Source organism: Citrobacter sp. BDA59-3 (genome assembly GCF_015167655.1).
Taxonomy (GTDB): Bacteria; Pseudomonadota; Gammaproteobacteria; order Enterobacterales; family Enterobacteriaceae; genus Phytobacter; species Phytobacter diazotrophicus.
Genome location: NZ_CP063427.1, coordinates 1605489 through 1624527, shown reverse-complemented (window position 1 = coordinate 1624527; position 19039 = coordinate 1605489). Strand labels below are relative to the sequence as shown.

16 protein-coding genes are annotated in these 19039 nt (G+C 53.3%); 13 read left to right on the top strand and 3 right to left on the bottom strand.

What is annotated here, in order from left to right; all coding sequences use genetic code 11:
* Positions 1–170: 170 nt before the first annotated feature.
* From rhtA to ybiO, 6 genes are all read left to right on the top strand, one after another.
* Positions 171–1058, top strand: coding sequence for a threonine/homoserine exporter RhtA (rhtA, locus tag IP582_RS07610; RefSeq protein WP_193795549.1), 888 nt, complete (start codon positions 171–173; stop codon positions 1056–1058).
* A gap of 297 nt (positions 1059–1355) precedes the next feature.
* Complete coding sequence (gene dps, locus IP582_RS07605; RefSeq protein ID WP_039077203.1) at positions 1356–1859, top strand: DNA starvation/stationary phase protection protein Dps; 504 nt, start codon at positions 1356–1358, stop codon at positions 1857–1859.
* 374 nt (positions 1860–2233) lie between these two features.
* Complete coding sequence (gene glnH, locus IP582_RS07600; protein ID WP_039077204.1) at positions 2234–2977, top strand: glutamine ABC transporter substrate-binding protein GlnH; 744 nt, start codon at positions 2234–2236, stop codon at positions 2975–2977.
* A 137-nt stretch (positions 2978–3114) separates the two neighbouring features.
* Positions 3115–3774: a glutamine ABC transporter permease GlnP gene (glnP, locus tag IP582_RS07595; protein ID WP_039077205.1), complete on the top strand. Its 660-nt coding sequence runs from the start codon at positions 3115–3117 to the stop codon at positions 3772–3774.
* Positions 3771–4493, top strand: a complete 723-nt coding sequence (gene glnQ, locus IP582_RS07590) for a glutamine ABC transporter ATP-binding protein GlnQ (RefSeq protein ID WP_039077206.1) — start codon at positions 3771–3773, stop codon at positions 4491–4493. The genes glnP and glnQ overlap by 4 nt, the downstream gene beginning before the upstream one ends.
* A gap of 130 nt (positions 4494–4623) precedes the next feature.
* On the top strand, positions 4624–6861 hold the full coding sequence (gene ybiO / locus IP582_RS07585) for a mechanosensitive channel protein (RefSeq protein WP_193795548.1): 2238 nt from the start codon (positions 4624–4626) through the stop codon (positions 6859–6861).
* Here the strand turns inward: ybiO and rlmF are convergent.
* Positions 6824–7786 carry a 23S rRNA (adenine(1618)-N(6))-methyltransferase RlmF gene (gene rlmF / locus IP582_RS07580; RefSeq protein WP_193795547.1) on the bottom strand — a complete coding sequence of 321 codons (963 nt, stop codon included), beginning with the start codon at positions 7784–7786 and terminating at the stop codon, positions 6824–6826. The two genes, ybiO and rlmF, sit on opposite strands and share 38 nt — an antisense overlap.
* 95 nt (positions 7787–7881) lie before the next feature.
* Between rlmF and IP582_RS07575 the strand changes: the two genes are divergently transcribed.
* The 3 genes from IP582_RS07575 (at position 7882) to ybiJ (ending at position 9420) form a co-directional block, all read left to right on the top strand.
* Positions 7882–8496 (top strand): flavin reductase family protein, encoded by a 615-nt coding sequence (locus IP582_RS07575; protein ID WP_039077209.1) that lies wholly within the window; start codon positions 7882–7884, stop codon positions 8494–8496.
* A 111-nt stretch (positions 8497–8607) separates the two neighbouring features.
* Positions 8608–8874 (top strand): DksA/TraR family C4-type zinc finger protein, encoded by a 267-nt coding sequence (locus IP582_RS07570; RefSeq protein ID WP_039077210.1) that lies wholly within the window; start codon positions 8608–8610, stop codon positions 8872–8874.
* 285 nt (positions 8875–9159) lie between these two features.
* A complete protein-coding gene (gene ybiJ / locus IP582_RS07565; RefSeq protein ID WP_039077264.1) occupies positions 9160–9420 on the top strand; it encodes a DUF1471 family protein YbiJ in 261 nt (86 codons plus the stop codon).
* A gap of 122 nt (positions 9421–9542) precedes the next feature.
* Here the strand turns inward: ybiJ and ybiB are convergent, their stop codons facing one another.
* A complete protein-coding gene (ybiB, locus tag IP582_RS07560; protein WP_039077211.1) occupies positions 9543–10505 on the bottom strand; it encodes a DNA-binding protein YbiB in 963 nt (320 codons plus the stop codon).
* A 25-nt stretch (positions 10506–10530) separates the two neighbouring features.
* On the bottom strand, positions 10531–12672 hold the full coding sequence (dinG, locus tag IP582_RS07555) for an ATP-dependent DNA helicase DinG (protein WP_193795546.1): 2142 nt from the start codon (positions 12670–12672) through the stop codon (positions 10531–10533).
* Between the two features lie 614 nt (positions 12673–13286).
* On the opposite strand from dinG, the gene licT reads away from it, so the two are divergent.
* The 4 genes from licT to IP582_RS07535 all read left to right on the top strand — a co-directional run bounded on the left by licT (position 13287) and on the right by IP582_RS07535 (position 19032).
* On the top strand, positions 13287–14141 hold the full coding sequence (gene licT / locus IP582_RS07550; RefSeq protein WP_193795545.1) for a BglG family transcription antiterminator LicT: 855 nt from the start codon (positions 13287–13289) through the stop codon (positions 14139–14141).
* 164 nt (positions 14142–14305) lie between these two features.
* Positions 14306–16147, top strand: a complete 1842-nt coding sequence (locus IP582_RS07545) for a beta-glucoside-specific PTS transporter subunit IIABC (protein ID WP_193795544.1) — start codon at positions 14306–14308, stop codon at positions 16145–16147.
* A gap of 11 nt (positions 16148–16158) precedes the next feature.
* The gene (locus IP582_RS07540) at positions 16159–17631 is read left to right on the top strand and encodes a glycoside hydrolase family 1 protein (RefSeq protein ID WP_039077215.1); all 1473 of its coding nucleotides are present in this window, start codon (positions 16159–16161) and stop codon (positions 17629–17631) included.
* 9 nt (positions 17632–17640) lie between these two features.
* Entirely contained in the window at positions 17641–19032 is a 1392-nt protein-coding gene (locus IP582_RS07535; protein ID WP_107222931.1) for a glycoside hydrolase family 1 protein, read from the top strand.
* Positions 19033–19039: the final 7 nt, after the last annotated feature.

Genomic DNA, 19039 nt, shown 5'->3' with positions numbered 1-19039 from the left:
CCGGCATGTTCATCCAGATTATTCCTAATCGGACAGGTTAATTAACCATCAACTGTCATCTATTTTACGTATTTTTAGCCGCTGTTTTTCAACAAAGTCTCAACCAGCCGGGGCTATTTCAAGTAGACTGCAGGTTTTACTTTGATTGACATAATTTGACAGGAGAAAGGATGCCTGGGTCGTCTCGTAAGATACCGGTTTGGTTATCTGTGGTGGTGTTGCTCATTGCGATGTGTTCGATACAGGGGGGCGCATCACTGGCAAAATCGCTATTTCCGATAGTGGGCGCACCGGGAATGACCGCGCTCCGTCTGGCACTGGGTACGATGATTCTGGTGGTTATCTTTAAACCCTGGCGTCTGCGTTTTACCCGCGAACAGCGCCTGCCCCTTCTGGCCTATGGTTTATCGCTGGGGGCGATGAACTACATGTTTTATCTCTCTATTCAGACTATACCTCTGGGTATTGCGGTTGCGCTGGAGTTCGTCGGCCCCCTGTCCGTTGCTCTTTTTGGCTCCCGTCGCCCCATTGATTTTCTGTGGGTCATTCTGGCGGTGCTCGGTCTGTGGTATTTATTACCGCTTGGTGACAATGTTTCCCATGTCGATTTAACCGGCGCGGCATATGCGCTCGGCGCAGGCGCATGCTGGGCTGTATATATTATTTCTGGTCATAAGGCCGGGGAAGAACATGGTCCGGCAACCGTTGCACTGGGTTCATTAATAGCCGCGCTGGTTTTTGTACCTTTAGGCACTTTCCAGTCCGGCGCTCTATTATGGCAATGGTCTGTGCTACCGCTGGGAATAGCGGTCGCAATATTATCGACCGCACTGCCTTATTCGCTGGAAATGATTGCCCTCACCCGGTTACCGACGCGCACCTTTGGGACACTGATGAGCATGGAACCCGCCCTGGCGGCAGTATCAGGCATGATCTTCTTGAGTGAAACACTTTCTCTTCAACAGGTTGCCGCGCTGATGTGCATTGTGATTGCCTCAATAGGCTCAACCATGACGCTACGCAGAGAAGTAAAAGTCGAGAAGGTGGAGATAGGGTAATAATTATTATTCAGCATGGTTATCGTATCATGCTGAATAAGCATTCACGCCAATAAAAGCTGTTTCATTGCGATAAATTGTCACACTTCAATATATATTCTTACATCCCAAAACCACGTTCCCGATAATTTATACGCATCGCGAATGGCTAAATAATAATTATTACTCTCCAGTATCGATGTATGTTTATCGCTGCTATTGAACCGATAGGTATATCCAAAACAGCAATCAAAAATCTGGTGCTATACTTAGTTTCGATAATTACCTGGGACACAAACATCAAGAGGATATGAGATTATGAGTACCGCTAAACTGGTTAAAACGAAAGCGTCTAATCTGCTTTATACCCGTAACGATGTATCAGACAGCGATAAAAAAGCGACTATCGAGTTGCTTAATCGCCAGGTGATCCAGTTCATTGACCTGTCACTGATCACAAAACAGGCCCACTGGAATATGCGCGGTGCTAACTTCATCGCCGTCCATGAAATGCTCGACGGCTTCCGTACTGCCCTTGTTGATCACCTTGATACCATGGCGGAACGTGCGGTGCAGTTAGGTGGTGTCGCACTGGGCACAACGCAGGTCATCAACAGCAAAACAGCACTGAAAAGTTACCCGCTGGACATCCACAGCGTCCAGGATCACCTGAAAGAACTGGCTGACCGTTATGCCATCGTCGCGAACGATGTGCGTAAAGCCATCAGCGAAGCAAAAGATGAAGATACCGCAGATATCTTTACCGCTGCTTCACGCGACCTGGATAAATTCCTGTGGTTTATCGAATCCAACATCGAATAAGCCCTGCCGCTAACATAAATACTCCAGATGACCCCTTTGCCGCATCGGCAAAGGGGTTTGCACTTTTATGGTGCATCATTTTGTTCTTCCCCACCCGAAAGACCGCCAGACTGTTATCATCACTTCACAAAATTGTTAAGAAAAGATTGTTAAATGGTGCATTCCTGCGCTAAATAATCGTGTTTTCTGTGCAGAAGTTAATGTGCACCAATATGAAGCCCCAAAATGGTGCACAACGTCACTTGCGCTTCGTTCAGGGCACAGATTCAGAAGATCGCCTCTTTACAAAACAACAGGTTGTAAACCTGGCATGATTTTTTCATACTGCGTACGTTCTCGCAGGGGATCGCCCCGTGGATATAAAAGGAAAAACTATGAAGTCTGTATTCAAACTTTCCCTGGCTACACTCGCTCTCGCCTTTGCTGTTTCTTCCCAGGCTGCAAACAAACTGGTTGTCGCAACCGACACCGCATTCGTTCCTTTCGAATTCAAGCAGGGTGACAAATACGTTGGTTTCGACGTTGATCTGTGGGCCGCTATCGCGAAAGAACTGAAACTGGATTACGAGTTAAAGCCGATGGATTTCAGCGGCATCATCCCGGCTCTGCAAACTAAAAACGTTGACCTGGCGCTGGCCGGTATCACCATCACCGAAGAACGTAAGAAAGCGGTTGAGTTCTCTGATGGCTACTACAAAAGCGGCCTGATGGTGATGGTTAAAGCCAATAACAACGACGTAAAAAGCGTAAAAGATCTCGACGGTAAAGTGGTTGCCGTGAAGAGCGGTACCGGTTCTGTTGATTACGCGAAAGCGAATATCAAAACCAAAGACCTGCGTCAGTTCCCGAACATTGACAACGCATACATGGAACTGGGCACCAACCGTGCTGATGCGGTCCTGCACGATACCCCGAACATTCTCTATTTCATCAAAACCGCAGGTAACGGTCAGTTCAAAGCGGTAGGTGATTCACTGGAAGCACAGCAGTACGGTATCGCGTTCCCGAAAGGTAGCGACGAGCTGCGTGAAAAAGTGAACGGCGCGCTGAAAACGCTGCGCGATAACGGTACTTACAACGAAATCTATAAAAAATGGTTCGGTACCGAGCCTAAATAATATTTTGTTCTGTGCGGTAGTGTTGCCCGGCAGCGCTAAGCTTACCGGGCCTACGTAAGCAGACTTATCACCCGTAGGCCGGGAAACCGGCACTATGGGTGTTTGTATATTTCCACCACGGTTTACAGGAATTCATCATGCAGTTTGACTGGAGTGCCATTTGGCCTGCCATTCCGCTTCTGATTGAAGGCGCAAAAATGACGCTTTGGATCTCGGTCCTCGGCTTAGTTGGCGGCTTGATTATTGGACTGGCGGCAGGTTTCGCACGCACCTTTGGCGGCTGGGTCGCCAACCACATCGCACTCGTTTTTATTGAGATTATTCGCGGTACCCCGATTGTTGTTCAGGTGATGTTTATCTACTTCGCCCTGCCCATGGCATTCAACGATTTGCGTATCGACCCCTTTAGCGCCGCCGTTATCACCATCATGATTAATTCGGGCGCGTATATCGCGGAAATCACCCGCGGTGCGGTACTGTCCATTCATAAAGGTTTTCGTGAAGCAGGCCTGGCGCTGGGGCTGTCTAAGGGCGAAACCATCCGCCACGTTATCCTGCCACTGGCGCTGCGTCGTATGCTGCCACCGCTGGGTAACCAGTGGATCATCAGCATTAAAGACACGTCTCTGTTTATTGTTATCGGCGTCGCCGAGCTGACCCGTCAGGGCCAGGAGATCATCGCCGGCAATTTCCGCGCCCTGGAAATCTGGAGTGCCGTTGCGGTTGTTTATCTGATCATCACCCTGGTGCTGAGCTTTATTTTGCGTCGTCTTGAAAGAAGGATGAAAATCCTGTGATTGAATTTAAAAATGTCTCCAAGCACTTTGGTCAAACCCAGGTGCTGCATAACATCGACCTGAACATTACCCAGGGCGAAGTGGTGGTGATTATCGGACCGTCGGGCTCAGGTAAATCTACCCTGCTGCGCTGCATCAACAAGCTCGAAGAGATCACCAGCGGTGAGTTGATTGTTGATGGCCTGAAAGTGAACGATCCCAAAGTTGACGAGCGTCTGATCCGTCAGGAAGCCGGGATGGTGTTTCAGCAGTTTTATCTGTTTCCACACCTGACCGCGCTGGAAAACGTTATGTTTGGTCCGCTGCGCGTGCGCGGTGCGAAAAAAGACGAAGCCGAGAAACTGGCAAAAGAGCTGCTGGCGAAAGTCGGCCTTGCCGAGCGCGCGCATCACTATCCGTCTGAGTTGTCCGGCGGCCAACAGCAACGTGTGGCTATCGCCCGCGCGCTGGCGGTAAAACCAAAGATGATGCTGTTTGATGAACCGACCTCCGCACTCGACCCGGAGCTGCGCCATGAGGTGCTGAAAGTCATGCAGGATCTGGCCGAAGAAGGGATGACGATGGTTATCGTGACGCACGAAATCGGTTTTGCCGAGAAAGTGGCCTCTCGTCTGATCTTTATTGATAAAGGCCGTATTGCCGAAGACGGCAATCCGCAGACGCTTATCGAGAACCCGCCAAGCCCGCGCTTGCAGGAATTCTTGCAGCACGTCTCCTGAGTTGTCGCTACCCTCTTCCCGTCGGGAAGAGGGCTATCTCCCCTTTTCCCCGGATTTATCTCATTTCCTTCGACGCATTTCCCGGCATCTATACTTATCATTTTGCTGGACTTTCTCGCCGGAGGCACCCATGCCGTGGATCCTGTTACTCATCAGTCTTATTTGGCTGCCTGCGCAGGCGGCTGGTATTCCCGGCGTCACAACCGGGGCCACGAGCACACAGCCCACCGCCGAAACCCCACCTCCTGATATTGAGCAGAAAAAAGCCGCCTATGCCGCGCTGGCCGATGTGCTGGATAACCCGCAATCACGCCAGGAACTGATTGACCAACTGCGCAAAGTCGCAGCGACACCGCCACAGGAACCCGTCCCCGTCATTACGCCACCGCAAATCGTTGAGCAAAAAACGGTACTGGAGAACGTTACGGAAGTCAGCAGCCGCTATGGTGAAGAGTTCGCGTCGCGGTTTGCTCAACTCTATCGCAACATTACCGGCTCTCCGCATAAGGCGTTTAACCCGGAAACCTTTACCAGCGCCGCCGGGCATTTTTTACTGCTCGCCATCCTGGTGTTCGCCTTCTGGCTGCTGGTGCGTCTTGCCGTGATGCCGTTGTACCGCAAAATGGGTTACTGGGGGCGTAATAAAAACCGTGAGCGCAATAACTGGTTACAACTCCCGGCGATGATTATCGGGGCGTTTATCGTTGACCTGCTGTTGCTGGCGCTAACGCTGTTTGTCGGTCAGATACTTAGCGCCAATCTGAATAATGGAAACCGGACCATCGCTTTTCAGCAAAGCCTGTTTTTAAATGCTTTTGCTCTGATTGAATTCTTTAAAGCCATTCTGCGGCTTATCTTCTGTCCACGCATTCCAGAGCTGCGCCCATTTCGTATTGAGGACGACACCGCCCGCTACTGGCATCTGCGACTCAGTGCGCTGAGCAGCCTCATCGGCTACGGTTTGCTTGTCGCCGTGCCGATTATCTCCAATCAGGTGAATGTGCAGGTAGGCGCGCTGGCTAACGTGACCATCATGCTCTGTATTACCGTCTGGGCGCTGTACCTGATCTTTCGCAATAAGCGCATTATCCAGCACAACCTGATCCACCTGGCGGACCATTCACTCGCCTTCTTTAGCCTGTTTATTCGCGCTTTCGCGCTTATCTGGCACTGGCTCGCCAGCGCTTACTTCATCGTGCTGTTCTTCTTCTCGCTCTTCGATCCCGGCAACAGCCTGAAATTTATGATGGGAGCGTCATTGCACAGTGTGGCGATTTTAAGCATCGCGGCGTTCCTTTCCGGCATGCTGTCGCGCTGGATTAATAAGACCATCACCCTGTCACCGCAGGTGCAGCGTAACTACCCGGAACTGCAAAAGCGGCTTAACGGCTGGCTTTCTGCGTCGATGAAAGCGGCACGTATCCTCATTGTTTGCGCCACCGTACTGCTGTTGCTCAACGCCTGGGGCCTGTTCGATTTCTGGTACTGGCTGACCTATGGCGCAGGCGAAAAAGCGGTTGATATTATTATTCGCATTGCCCTGATTCTGTTTTTCTCCGCCGTAGGCTGGACGGTGCTGGCAAGCATTATCGAAAACCGCCTCGCCTCCGATATTCACGGCAGGCCGCTTCCCAGCGCGCGAACCCGTACGCTGTTAACCCTGTTCCGTAACGCGCTGGCGGTGGTGATCAGTACCATCACGGTGATGATTGTGCTCTCGGAGATAGGCGTTAATATCGCGCCGCTGCTGGCGGGTGCAGGGGCGCTGGGTCTGGCGATCTCTTTCGGTTCGCAAACCCTGGTGAAAGATATTATTACCGGCATCTTTATTCAGTTTGAAAATGGGATGAATACCGGGGATCTCGTGACCATTGGCCCGCTCACCGGTACGGTTGAACGGATGTCGATTCGTTCCGTTGGCGTACGCCAGGACACCGGGGCGTACCATATTATTCCGTGGTCATCGATTACCACCTTTGCCAACTTTGTACGCGGGATCGGTTCGGTTGTCGCCAACTATGATGTGGATCGCCACGAAAACACGGAAAAAGCGAATCAGGCGTTAAAAGATGCGGTCGCGGAGTTGATGGAGATGGAGGATATTCGCGGGCTGATTATTGGCGAACCGACATTTGCCGGGCTGGTCGGACTAACCAATAACGCGTTTACGCTGAGGGTGACATGCACCACGCTGCCGCTCAAACAGTGGACAGTGCGCTTTGCGCTGGACAGCATGGTGAAAAAACACTTCGATTTAGCCGACGTTCGCGCGCCGGTACAAACCTACCAGATACTGCCCATGCCGGGCAGTACCCCTGCGCCACAAGCGGTTAACGCGCCGCAGCCGCCTGTTGAGCCTGCGCCTTAAATCGGGTTTGCGCCCAGCGCTTGCGCTGGGCCTCATCCTGAAATGTCCAGGCGATAAAGCGGCTCTGCTTCTGCCCTTGTGACATCTCTTTTTTGACCACGTTAATGGCACCGGCCTGGGTCAGCGCGCGATATAGCGGCGGTAAATTATCACCACGAGAAACCAGCGAGGTAAACCAAAGAACCTGACGCGCGAACTGTTTGCTCTCATCAATCATCTTGCTGATAAACGCCACTTCCCCGCCTTCGCACCACAGCTCCTGCTGCTGGCCGCCGAAGTTGAGCGCCGCGTCATTATCAAGCCCAAGATTGCGGCGTTTACGCTCACTGCCCGCCTGCGCAGCCTGCGCGCTGTCGTGAAAAGGTGGGTTACAGAGCGTGGCATCATACTGCTCATTTTTATGGATGATGCCCGCCAGGATCGCCGCCGGATCTTTTTGTCGACGTAAACGCACTGAACGGCTCAGGCCAGGGTTGGCATTGATAATCGCCTGCGCGCTGGCGAATGCGGCATTGTCGACTTCGCTGCCGGTGAAGCGCCAGCCATATTCATGGGCGCCAATCAGCGGATAGATACAGTTTGCACCGGTACCGATATCCAGCACGCTGGCCTGCGACGGAACAGCCCCGCCCGTGTCCTGGGCGAGCAAATCGGCAAGATGGTGAATATAGTCTGCGCGACCTGGAACGGGTGGGCAAAGAAAGCCCGGCGGAATATCCCACTCTTTTACGTCATAAAAGTGCGCCAGCAGCGCTTTGTTCAGCGCTTTCACGGCCAGGGGATCGGCAAAATTAACCGTCGGTTCGCCCGCCGGACTGGTAATCATAAATTCACGCAATGTGGGCATCGTGGCGCAAAGGGCGTCAAGATCGTAGCGGCTATTGTGACGGTTACGCGGGTGCAATCCCGGCTTCTGGGCTTTCATGGCTTTCTCCTGTTGGCAGCGGCGTAAGATACCCGTTGACGGCGGCAGGGTAAATAAGTGAGGCTAAAGAAACTCGCTTCCCAAAGGGACTCGCAATGTATTTTTACGAACCGTCTCAAGGCCATGGCCTGCCCCACGACCCGCTCAATGCGATTATCGGCCCGCGTCCTATCGGCTGGATCTCCTCGCTCGATGGTGAAGGGCGACAGAATCTCGCCCCGTACAGCTTCTTTAACTGTTTCAATTACCGCCCGCCTATTATCGGCTTTGCCAGCAGCGGCTGGAAAGACAGCGTGCGCAATATTTGTGAGACCAAAGAGTTCGTCTGGAATCTGACGACCCGTGCGCTGGCGGAGCGTATGAACGAGACATCCGCCTCACTCCCGCACGGCGAAGATGAGTTCGCCTTTAGCGGTCTGACCCCGCTTGCCAGCCGCATTATTAAAGCACCGCGTGTCGCAGAAAGTCCGGTGCATTTTGAGTGCCGCCTCTCCCAGTGCATTCAACTGACCAAAGCAAACGGTGAGGCGCTGGATAGCTGGCTGGTACTGGGTGAGGCGGTTGCCATTCATATTGATGAATCCCTGCTTGAAAATGGCATCTACCAGACGGCCAAAGCGCAGCCGATCCTGCGCGCGGGTGGCCCGACGGCCTATTACACCGTTACCGACGCGCAGCGTTTTGATATGCGTCGTCCGGATGATCGCTAAAATATAAATATGTGTCAGGTGGACACTGTTTCGTTCACCCACACATTGAAATGGCGAATATTTGCGCAAATATTATACTGATATGTCCTTACTCACTGAGGAGAAATCACAATGGCATCCGGTTGGGCAAATGACGGGGCGGTACAGGATCAAATAGACAGCACCATTGAAGATGCGGTGGCGCGTGCGCGTCACGACTTGCCGAAAGGAGAAAGCCTTAAAGAGTGTGCAGAGTGCGGCGAACCGATTCCGGAAGCGCGTCGCAAAGCGATTCCTGGCGTTCGTTTCTGTCTGCAATGCCAGCAACAGAAAGATTTACATAACTCTACACATGCAGGATATAATCGCAGAGGATCGAAGGATAGCCAGCTTCGTTGACTGTTCTTTACCTGTCTCATCAGCGCAAGCGGTTGCTTTCTTGCGCACAAAATTCCGCAGATAAAGTAGCATTCTGTGCCAGAAAAAAACCCCGCGGCTGCCGAAACGGCAAAACACATAATTTACATCAATAAATCACAATAATTTCATTGACTTGGTGATTGTTCAATTTTTTAGAACAAGGTCGTCAATTCTCTTAGATTTTATCTCTCGCAAAAAACCGTGATACTTATCACATCGACGGAACAACGTCTCCTTAACAGAATAACCTGCGAGATTATGACCATGAAAACCATCAAATATGCTGTAGCCGCTATCGCTCTTTCAACCCTTTCTTTCGGTGCTTTCGCTGCACAGGCTATCAGCCCGTCTCAGGCACAGAGCATGAATAAAGTCGGTGTAGTATCTGCTGACGGCGCGACCACGCTGGACGGCCTTGAAGCACAACTGGCTGAGAAAGCAGCCGCCGCTGGCGCAACGGGTTACAGCATCACGTCCGCGAACAGCAATAATAAAATGAGCGGTACTGCGGTTATCTACAAATAAGAATGTTTTACCCCGTCGGCGACCCTCCGACGGACACTGCTCCAACCCTCATTGACCCTGTTGTTGTTACCCTTTTTGGCCCGTCCAGTGATGAGACGGGCTTTTTTTCGTTTGAACCACGCTTAAAAACTCGCGTCGATACGCGCTAATGCGCTCTCAAGCGTCTCTGACTCGCCGGTTGCCACCAGGCAGCACGCCATCTCAATTTTTATCGACTGAGGAACAGGCTCACTTCCGGCCAGGCAGCGTTCAATCCATTTAGCCGTGGTTTCGGCATCTTTGGCCGCAGGCAGAACGACATCTGTGAGTTCATCCTGACGTTCATAGATAACGCGGCTTCCCTGCGCATCAATCAGATTGATCTGCGGGCAGCGTTGTGGATTGGCGTAAACCTCCCCTTCCGTTCCGTGCATCAGCAAACCTCGCCCACCGATATCGCTAAAGAATTTCCCCACACGCGAGACGTATTCGGGATGCGACACGCTGGAGAGGCGCAGCGCGGCGTCTTTCTCAAACGGTGTGGCCAGTTTCGCCAGCGTATGGGCGCTGTTACGCACGCCCATTATCCAGCGCAGCGCTAACTGTTTTTCCAGCGGCGGGCACAGCGCGCTCACCGGAATGTACACTGGCTGATGTCCATCGAGCCGTGCCTGGGCCTGACCCGCATGGTGCGTCGCCTCAATACCCAGCAGCGCGAAAATGGTTTCGCTGACTACCCGCGTCGGATCCTCGCTGACGCCGTGGACCACCACCGGGAAACCCAGTTTGTGCAATAAAATAGCCAGTAGTGGCGTCAGGTTTGCCTGTTTACGCGCACCGTTGTAGCTTGGGATAACAATCGGCATCGGTTTCGCGACCGGCGGCGTAAGGCGCATCGTACGTTGCTGCATTGCCTCGTAAAAACCGAGCATTTCCGCTTCGCCTTCACCTTTAATACGCAGAGCTATCAGGATGCCCCCCAATTCCAGATCGGGTACATCACCCTCCAGCATCCGGGTGTAAAGCCCCCGGGCGGTATCAAAATCCAGATCGCGGGCATGATTTTTTCCCCGGCCAATCTCTTTAATGATTTTGCGGTAATCCATCAAAACTCCTTACAGGCTCACAATGTCAGCGGCGCTTACGGCGGCTTTGTTTCGGTTTCTTCACTATAACGTCTGGTACATCTGGTTGGGAAATAGGAAAAACCGGCAGCGCGTCCAGCAGACGTTTGCCGTAGCTTTTATTGAGCAGGCGGTTGTCATAAATGACCACTTCACCGTGACAACTGTGGCTACGTATTAAACGCCCCACCTGCTGAATCAGCGTAAAGGAGGCGCTGGGGAGACTTTGCACCTCGAAAGGGTATCGATTGAGGCTTTTAAGCCATTCGCCTTCGGTAATCACCACCGGGCTGTCGATAGGCGGGAAGGCAATTTTATGGATATGTACCTGGGTAAGGTAGTCACCTTTTAAATCAAGCCCTTCGGCGAAGGACTGCAGCCCCACCAGCACGCTGCGCTCGCCGCCGTCGATACGTTTACGGTGCAGTTCCACCAGACGGTAGCGCGGCTGATCGCCCTGCACCAGCAACAACAGGCGCAGATCGGTCACAAACGTCAAAAAGAGCTGCATCGCCCGCTGACTGGCGAACAAAACCAGCATCCCCCGGTGAGCGTTGCTCTCAACCTGTTCGCGAAAATAAGCCGCCATCTCGGCAAGATGTTCCGCCTCGTTCTCTACCAGCGGGGCATAGCGCATTTGTGGAATGACGATTTTGCCCTGCTCAACATGATTGAACGGCGAATCCAGACTCACGAAGCGATCACCTGCTTTCTCTTTCAGCCCGCTCATCTCCTGCAGCCGCGAAAAACTGTTCAACGAGCGCAGGGTCGCAGAGGTCACAACAATATGCGGCACGCTGCGCCAGAGCAGTTTTTCCAGCTGATCGCTGACGCGAATGCCAACACAATGGAAGTACATATGCAGTTGCCCGTCGCGCACTTCACGGGTTGCCCATTTCGTGACCGGCGCGCCAGAGGCCTGCGCCATTGCCGCCAGCCGCCATAACTTGCTTTGCGCCTCAAACATTCCCAGCGCCCGGTTCATCTGCAACAGAACCCGGTGCAGACGCACAATGTCGTGGCTGCCGGTTTTCTCGCTCAGGTCGTTGAGAAACAGTTCAGCCAGCCCGCGCAGCATATCGGTGAGTTTGGCCAGCCGCTGACAAATAGCCATCACTTCGTCGGGCAACTCCCCCATCGCAAACCGGTGTTCGGCCTCCTGGGCGGCGGGCATATATAAATTGAGGATGTTGTTAAGCGAAGCAATCAGTTCGTAGAGTTCTTCGCAGTGGGCATTCAGGCGCTCGGGCGTCGCCAGCGGCGGCGTGGTTTTCGGGCGAAATTGCTCAAGGCAGGTCGCCACCAGCTTGCAGAAAAGGTCAAGTTGCAGACGAAACCAGGGGGCAGTGATCTCGGCACTCATCTCCAGCGCATCACGCGCTACATCCGGCAGATGATGGCCTTCATCCAGCACCAGCAGCAGGTTTTTCGGCTCCGGCAGCACCGCCTCGCTTTCCATCGCCGCCATCACCAGCGCATGGTTAGCCACCACCACTTCGGCTTCCTGGATCTCACGCCGGGCGACAAAAAACGGGCATTCACGGTAGTAGTGACAATTACGATTGAGACAACTGGCTTTGTCGGTGCTGAGCCGCCGCCAGAGATCGTCTTCGATAGCCTGATCCGTATGATCGCGTAAGCCGTCCCACTTGTAGCTGTCGAGATCGGCTTTCAACTTCGCGCAACGCTTCTGCTCTTCCTGATTATTAGGGGTTAATTCGTCATCCAGAAAGGCCAGCAGATCTTGCGGCGAAGGCTCGGTGCTCGCCAGCGCGGTCAGGTTACGCGGGCAGACGTAGCGCCCACGCCCAAAGGCAGCGGTAAAGCGTAAATCGGGGATAATTTTACGCAGCAGCGGCAAATCTTTGCTGTAGATCTGATCCTGCAAGGCGACGTTGGCGGTACTGACCACCAGCGTTTTTTGTTCTTCACGGGCGATGGCAATGCCGGGAATGAGGTACGACAGGGTCTTACCGACGCCTGTCGGCGCTTCAATGGCCAGATGCCGCCCCTCTTCCCCGGCGAGCGTTTTCGCCACATCGGCGATCATCTGCCGCTGCGGTGCACGAGGAATAAAGTCCGGAATCTGTTGTTGCAACGCCTTATACCAGGCGGCAATTTGCGCTTTTAGCGCGGCGGTGAGGGCCATCGATAAACCTGAAACACTGTATAAACAGCCACTATTGTGGCATTTTTCACGTTTCAGGGGTAACGCTTTTTCGTATTACGGAAAGCCGCTCGCAAAAATGACTCTCGGCAAACCGCCACCCGACATCGTGAGGAATCCCCACAAAAATGCGAGTACGAACGGTCCCCTCTCCTCTGGGGAGAGGGCCTGGGTGAGGGGGAAAATGCGGCTCTGATGGTCATTCCGTTCACCTTATGTTCCTTGCTTTTCTGTCGCGACAGAACCCGTGAACGTGCCAGGGTGGCTCACCGCCCCCCCCTGGCGACCCGGGCTCCCGGCCTTCCCCGGATAAAACCGTTCTTCGCAATCACCTGGTTAAGCCGGCTAAGGGTTCCGGGTTGCGAACTGACAGACATTTTCCGTCGCCGCGCCCGTTTTCGCAGACCGGATCACAATTTGGCATACGAATTTACGCAACGCCTTTTGTCACATTGAATATTTTTTTTCGCGGTGCTAGGTTTTAACTGCATTACGCTTGTTACCGACTATCGGGCAAAACCTAAATGCAGACTGAGGGGCCAATCCGCCCATATCTGTATTTATGTCTTGCCCGTTTTTGTTTTCAGGAGTTGGCGATGCTGGTCAAACAAATATTAAATAATAATGTTGTCAGCGCAGTGGATGAGGATGGTCTGGAGGTTATTTTAACCGGCCGGGGGCTGGGGTTTAATACCCACAACGGTGCCAGCATCGACCGTGACGCCATCGATAAAATATTCCGTCTGGAAGATTCGCAAATTTCTGCTCGTTTTAAAGACCTGGTCAGCGAAGTGCCGGTGGATATTTTGCAGTTAACCGCCGATATCATCACTCACGCCCGCAGCGTACTGACGCACAAGCTCAGCGATGGGCTCTATGTGAGCCTCGCAGACCACCTGCATTTTGCGCTGCAACGCCAACAAAACAATGAAGTTTTACCTAATCCGCTGGAGTGGGAAGTTCGCCATTTCTACACCGCGGAATACGCCATTGGCCGCCAGGCGCTGGGGATGGTTGTCGCCCGCACCGGAACATTATTACCCGACAGCGAGGCGTGTAGTATCGCTCTGCATATTGTGAATGCCGGGCTCAATGACACCATGGGAAAAACCGCACAAATTACACGGCTTATTTATCAGTTACAAAACATTGTGAAGTATTTTTTTAATATCCCGCTTGATGAGCATAGTCTGAATTACCAGCGATTTATTACTCATCTAAAGTTCTTTGCCCAACGGGTGATTGATGGGGTGGTGTTAAATAATGACGACGAAGAGTTCTTCGAACTGGTCCAGCGCCGTTATCAAACTACGCTGAAATGTGTCGAAGCAATGAATGAGTTCGTCAGCAAGAATTATCACCACCCCATGAGCAACTCGGAAAAGCTCTACCTTGCGGTGCATATTGAGAATATTGTGCAGCGGACGGTGCCCGACGCAGGGAAAATTTAACGCGTCAGGAAGTCTGAAACATATCGTTATTCCATCCAGGCTTGTTACTGTTCATCCCCTAAATAGACGGGTAGTTCAGGCAAACCCCAGAGGAAACAAGGTCCCGGCAAACGCCGGTCATTGTGGATGAAGTCGGCTTTTGACTTCAGTCTGGAGGAATTTTTATGAATTATCAGGACACGGCTTGCCAAATCATCGACAGGATTGGCGGCAAAGAGAACGTACTCTCACTGTTTCACTGCATTACCCGCCTGCGTTTTCTGCTTAAGGATAACGACAAGGCTGACCGCGCCGCCCTCGAAGCTCTTGATGGCGTCATGGGTGTGAATATTTCCGGCGACCAGTTCCAGCTTATTATTGGTAACGACGTCGAACCCTTATGCAAAGCCCTACTCGCGAAGCTCCCCGATCTCGACAATGCCGCTCGCCCCACCAAACGGCGTAACCCGGTTTCGGTGGTACTGGAAGGCCTGTCGAGTATTTTTTCGCCGATTATTCCGGCCATTGCCGGGGCCGGTATTCTGAAAGGTATGCTGGCGTTGATGGTGGCCATGCAATGGGTGGAAACCACTAACCAGACCTATCAAATCCTGCTGGCGATCAGTGACGGCGTTTTTTACTTCATGCCGTTAGCGCTCTCCTTTAGCGCAGCGAAGAAATTCGGTGCTAACCCTTACGTTGCGGTCGCACTTGCCGCCGTTCTCTTTCATCCGGCTATCCAGACATTGTTTAAAGCCGGCGCGCCGGTGAATTTTATCGGCTTACCGGTTCCCACCGTGAATTACGCCTCAACGGTGATCCCGATTCTGCTTGCCGTGTGGTTGCTCAGTCGTGTTGAGCGCCTCATTGACCGCTTTATGCCCGGCCCGCTGAAAACCATGTTTGTGCCACTGCTGTGCCTGCTGATTGTCACGCCCATTACCCTTATCGCCATCGGCCCGGTGGGGATTTATACCGGCAATGCCCTCTCTGGCGGCATTATCTGGCTGGTGGAGAATATGGGGATCGTGGCAGGCGTCGTGGTCGGCGGCACGCTGTCGCTTATCATCATTACCGGCATGCACTATGTGATCGTGCCGATCATGATCAATAACATCAGCACCATGGGCTTCGACCCTATCAAGATCCTTTTTTACATTGCCAACCTCGGGCAGGCCGGTGCCGCCTTCGGCGTCTTCTTGCGTGCTCGCGATAAAAAGCTCAAATCACTGGCGTTGACCACCAGCTTTAGCGCCATGATGGGGATTACCGAACCGGCGATGTACGGGGTCAACATCCGCTACAAACGGCCTTTTGCCGCAGCGTTAGCAGGCGGAGCCTGTGGCGGTGCCTTCGCCATGGCGATGGGAGTGAAAACCTACGCCTTCGCTTTAAGCGGCCTGCCTGGTCTTCCGGCGCTGGTGGGCCCAACCTTTTTGTGGGCGCTGGTCAGTATCGCCATCTCCTTTGTCTGTGCCGCCACTCTCACAGTGATTCTGGGGTTTGAAGAGGCAGCACAGCCGGTGGTCGCAGGCGTAAGCCCGATGCCCATCGCCCGCTCAGAAGAGAAGCTGTTTGCGCCAGTAAGCGGTGAGCTGAAAGCGCTTAACACCCTGAGCGACCCGGTCTTTGCCGACGAGATTTTCGGCAAAGGACTGGCAATTTATCCCACCACCGGTGAGTTACGTTCCCCTGTTAACGGCAAGGTGGCATCGGTCTTTGAAACTCACCACGCGCTGGCGCTGCAAAGCGATACCGGGGCGGAAATCCTCATTCATATCGGTATCGACACCGTCAAACTCGGCGGCAGGCACTTCACCAGCCATATCGAGGCCGGACAGTTTATCGAAGTGGGCGACCTGCTGGTCACCTTTGATCTTGACGCCTTACGGGCCGAAGGCATTGATCCGAGCGTCATCCTGGTGGTGACCAACAGTGAATGCTATGGCGATATCAGCCCGGTTAAAGCGAACGGCAATGTTGCCAGCCGCGACGAATTTCTGACACTGACCGCATCAGCGGCATGAGGAGCAAGCGCATGACATTTTCTAAATCATTTCCGGAAGGGTTTTTATGGGGTGGCGCGACGGCGGCAAACCAGCTCGAAGGGGCGTGGAACGTCGACGGCAAGGGGCTGTCCGTGTCCGATGTCTATACCTTTGACATCAATACGCCCAAAGAGCGCTGGCTCGATCAATGGCTGGGAATGACCCACGCGCAGGTGCGTGAAGCGCAGGATCCGAACAGCACCAAATATTACCCGAAGCGCAAGGGCAATGACTTTTACCACCACTTCAAAGAGGATATCGCTCTCTTCGCCGGGATGGGCTTTAAATGCTTCCGCATGTCGATCGCCTGGACGCGTCTCTTCCCGCGTGGTGACGAAAGCGAGCCTAACGAAGCCGGGCTTAAGTTCTACGACGAGGTGTTTGACACCCTGCACTCTCACGGTATCGAACCGATTGTTTCCCTCTCCCATTACGAAATGCCGCTGGCGCTGGTGACCGATTACGGCGGCTGGCCGAACCGTCAGTTAGTGGATTTCTATGTGCGTTTCGCCACGACCTGCTTTACCCGGTATCGCAAAAAAGTGAAGTACTGGATGACCTTCAACGAGATTAACTGCGTGAAGCACCACCCGTACGTCAGCGTCGGGGTGATTGAAGAGGATAACCCGCACCTGGAGCAGGATAAATACCAGGGGGCGCATCACCAGTTCGTCGCCAGCGCCCTGGCGACTAAAGCCTGCCATGCGATCATTCCCGACTCGAAAGTCGGCTGCATGATCAGCTACCAGATGCTCTACCCCCACACCTGTCACCCGGACGATTTGCAGGCCTGTGAAGAGATGCAGCGCGTGTCGCTGTTCTTTAGCGATGTGCAGGCGCACGGCTACTACCCGGCTTATACCGACCGTATGTTGGCAGAGAAAGGCGTCACGCTGCAAAAAGTGGTGGGTGACGATGAGATCCTGCGTCAGCACCCGGTGGATTTCGTCTCGTTCAGTTATTACATGTCCAGCACCGTCAGCGCCCACCCGGAAAAACTGGAAGGGGCCGAGGGCAACCTGATCACCGGCGGTGTTCGTAACCCGCATCTGCCCACCAGCCAGTGGGGCTGGCAGATTGATCCAAAAGGGCTGCGCCTGGCGCTAAATCAGTTATATGACCGCTATCAGAAGCCGCTGTTTATTGCCGAAAACGGCCTTGGCGCAGTGGACACGGTGAATCCGGATGGCTCTATCGACGACGATTACCGCATTGAGTATCTGCGTCTGCATATCGAACAGATGCGCGAGGCGCTGGCCGACGGCGTGGATCTGTTTGGTTACACCTGGTGGGGGCCAATCGACGTGGTGAGCGCGGGCACCGCGCAAATTTCCAAACGCTACGGGTTTATCTATGTCGATCAGGATGACATGGGTAACGGCACCCAGAAGCGTTCCCTGAAAAAGAGCTACCACTGGTACAAAAAAGTGATCGCCTCCAATGGCGAAGATTTGGCGGATTAAGGAGTGGATATGTCTGTTTTCCCGAACGATTTTTTATGGGGCGGCGCCATTGCCGCCAACCAGGCAGAAGGGGCATGGAATGTGGACGGCAAAGGGCCGTCTATCTCCGATGTGGTACGCGGCGGTATCGCCTCCGGCAAACATGATGCGGTTATCGACCCGCATAAATATTACGCCAGCCATGAAGCCATCGACTTCTATCACCATTACAAAGAAGACGTGGCGCTGTTCGCTGAGATGGGCTTTACCTGTTTTCGCACCTCTATCGCCTGGACGCGCATCTTCCCGCGCGGCGATGAAACCTCGCCTAACGAGGCCGGGCTGAAATTTTATGATGACCTGTTTGATGAGCTGCTGAAATACGGTATTCAGCCGGTGATTACGCTCTCCCACTACGAAACACCGCTGGCGCTGTATCAGGAGTATGGCGGCTGGAAGAACCGCAAACTGGTGAATTTCTTCACCCGCTACTGTGAGGTGGTGTTCAGGCGTTATCGCGAGAAGGTCAAATACTGGATGACCTTTAACGAACTGAACAATATGAACCGGATGCCCTTTGCGACAGGCGCGGTTGACCCCAACTCCACGGCGCAGGAGCTATATCAGGCAAACCATCATCAGTTTGTCGCCAACGCGCTGGCCAACAAGCTATGTCATGAGATTATCCCGGACGCGAAGATAGGTTGCATGCTGTCGCTGAGCACCGTCTACCCGGCCACCTGCAACCCGGAAGATATTTTCTCGACCATGCAGTTGCGCCGCCGTTCACTCTTCTACTCTGATGTGATGATGCTGGGTGAATATCCGGCCTGGACACCACGCCTGTTTCGCGAGCAAAACATTGAGCTGGTCATGGAGGATGGCGATCTCGAGCTTATCGCCCGTTACCCGTCCGATTACCTGGGCTTTAGTTATTATCGCAGCGTGCTGCATCAGGCAGGCGGTGAGTTTCGCGTCGACACCGGCGGTACCGTCGGTCAGGACAATCCGTATCTCGAAAAAACCGCCTGGGGCTGGCCGATTGACGCCAAAGGTTTCCGTATCGTCTGCAATGAACTGGCGGACCGCTATCGTAAGCCGCTGTTTGTCGTCGAAAACGGCTACGGCGGGGTGGATGAGCCAGATGAAAACGGTGTCATCAACGATACCGCGCGTATTGATTATGGCCGCCAGCATATCCGTGAGATGGGCGAGGCCATTGCCGATGGCTGCGACATCATGGGTTACACCTGGTGGGGACCGATTGATATCGTCAGCGCCGGGACCGGCGAGATGAAAAAACGCTACGGTTTTATCTATGTCGATAAGGACAACGACGGCAACGGTACGCTAAAACGCAGCAAAAAGCGCAGCTTTGACTGGTATAAGCAGGTTATCGCCAGCAACGGCGAAACACTGTAAGGTAATG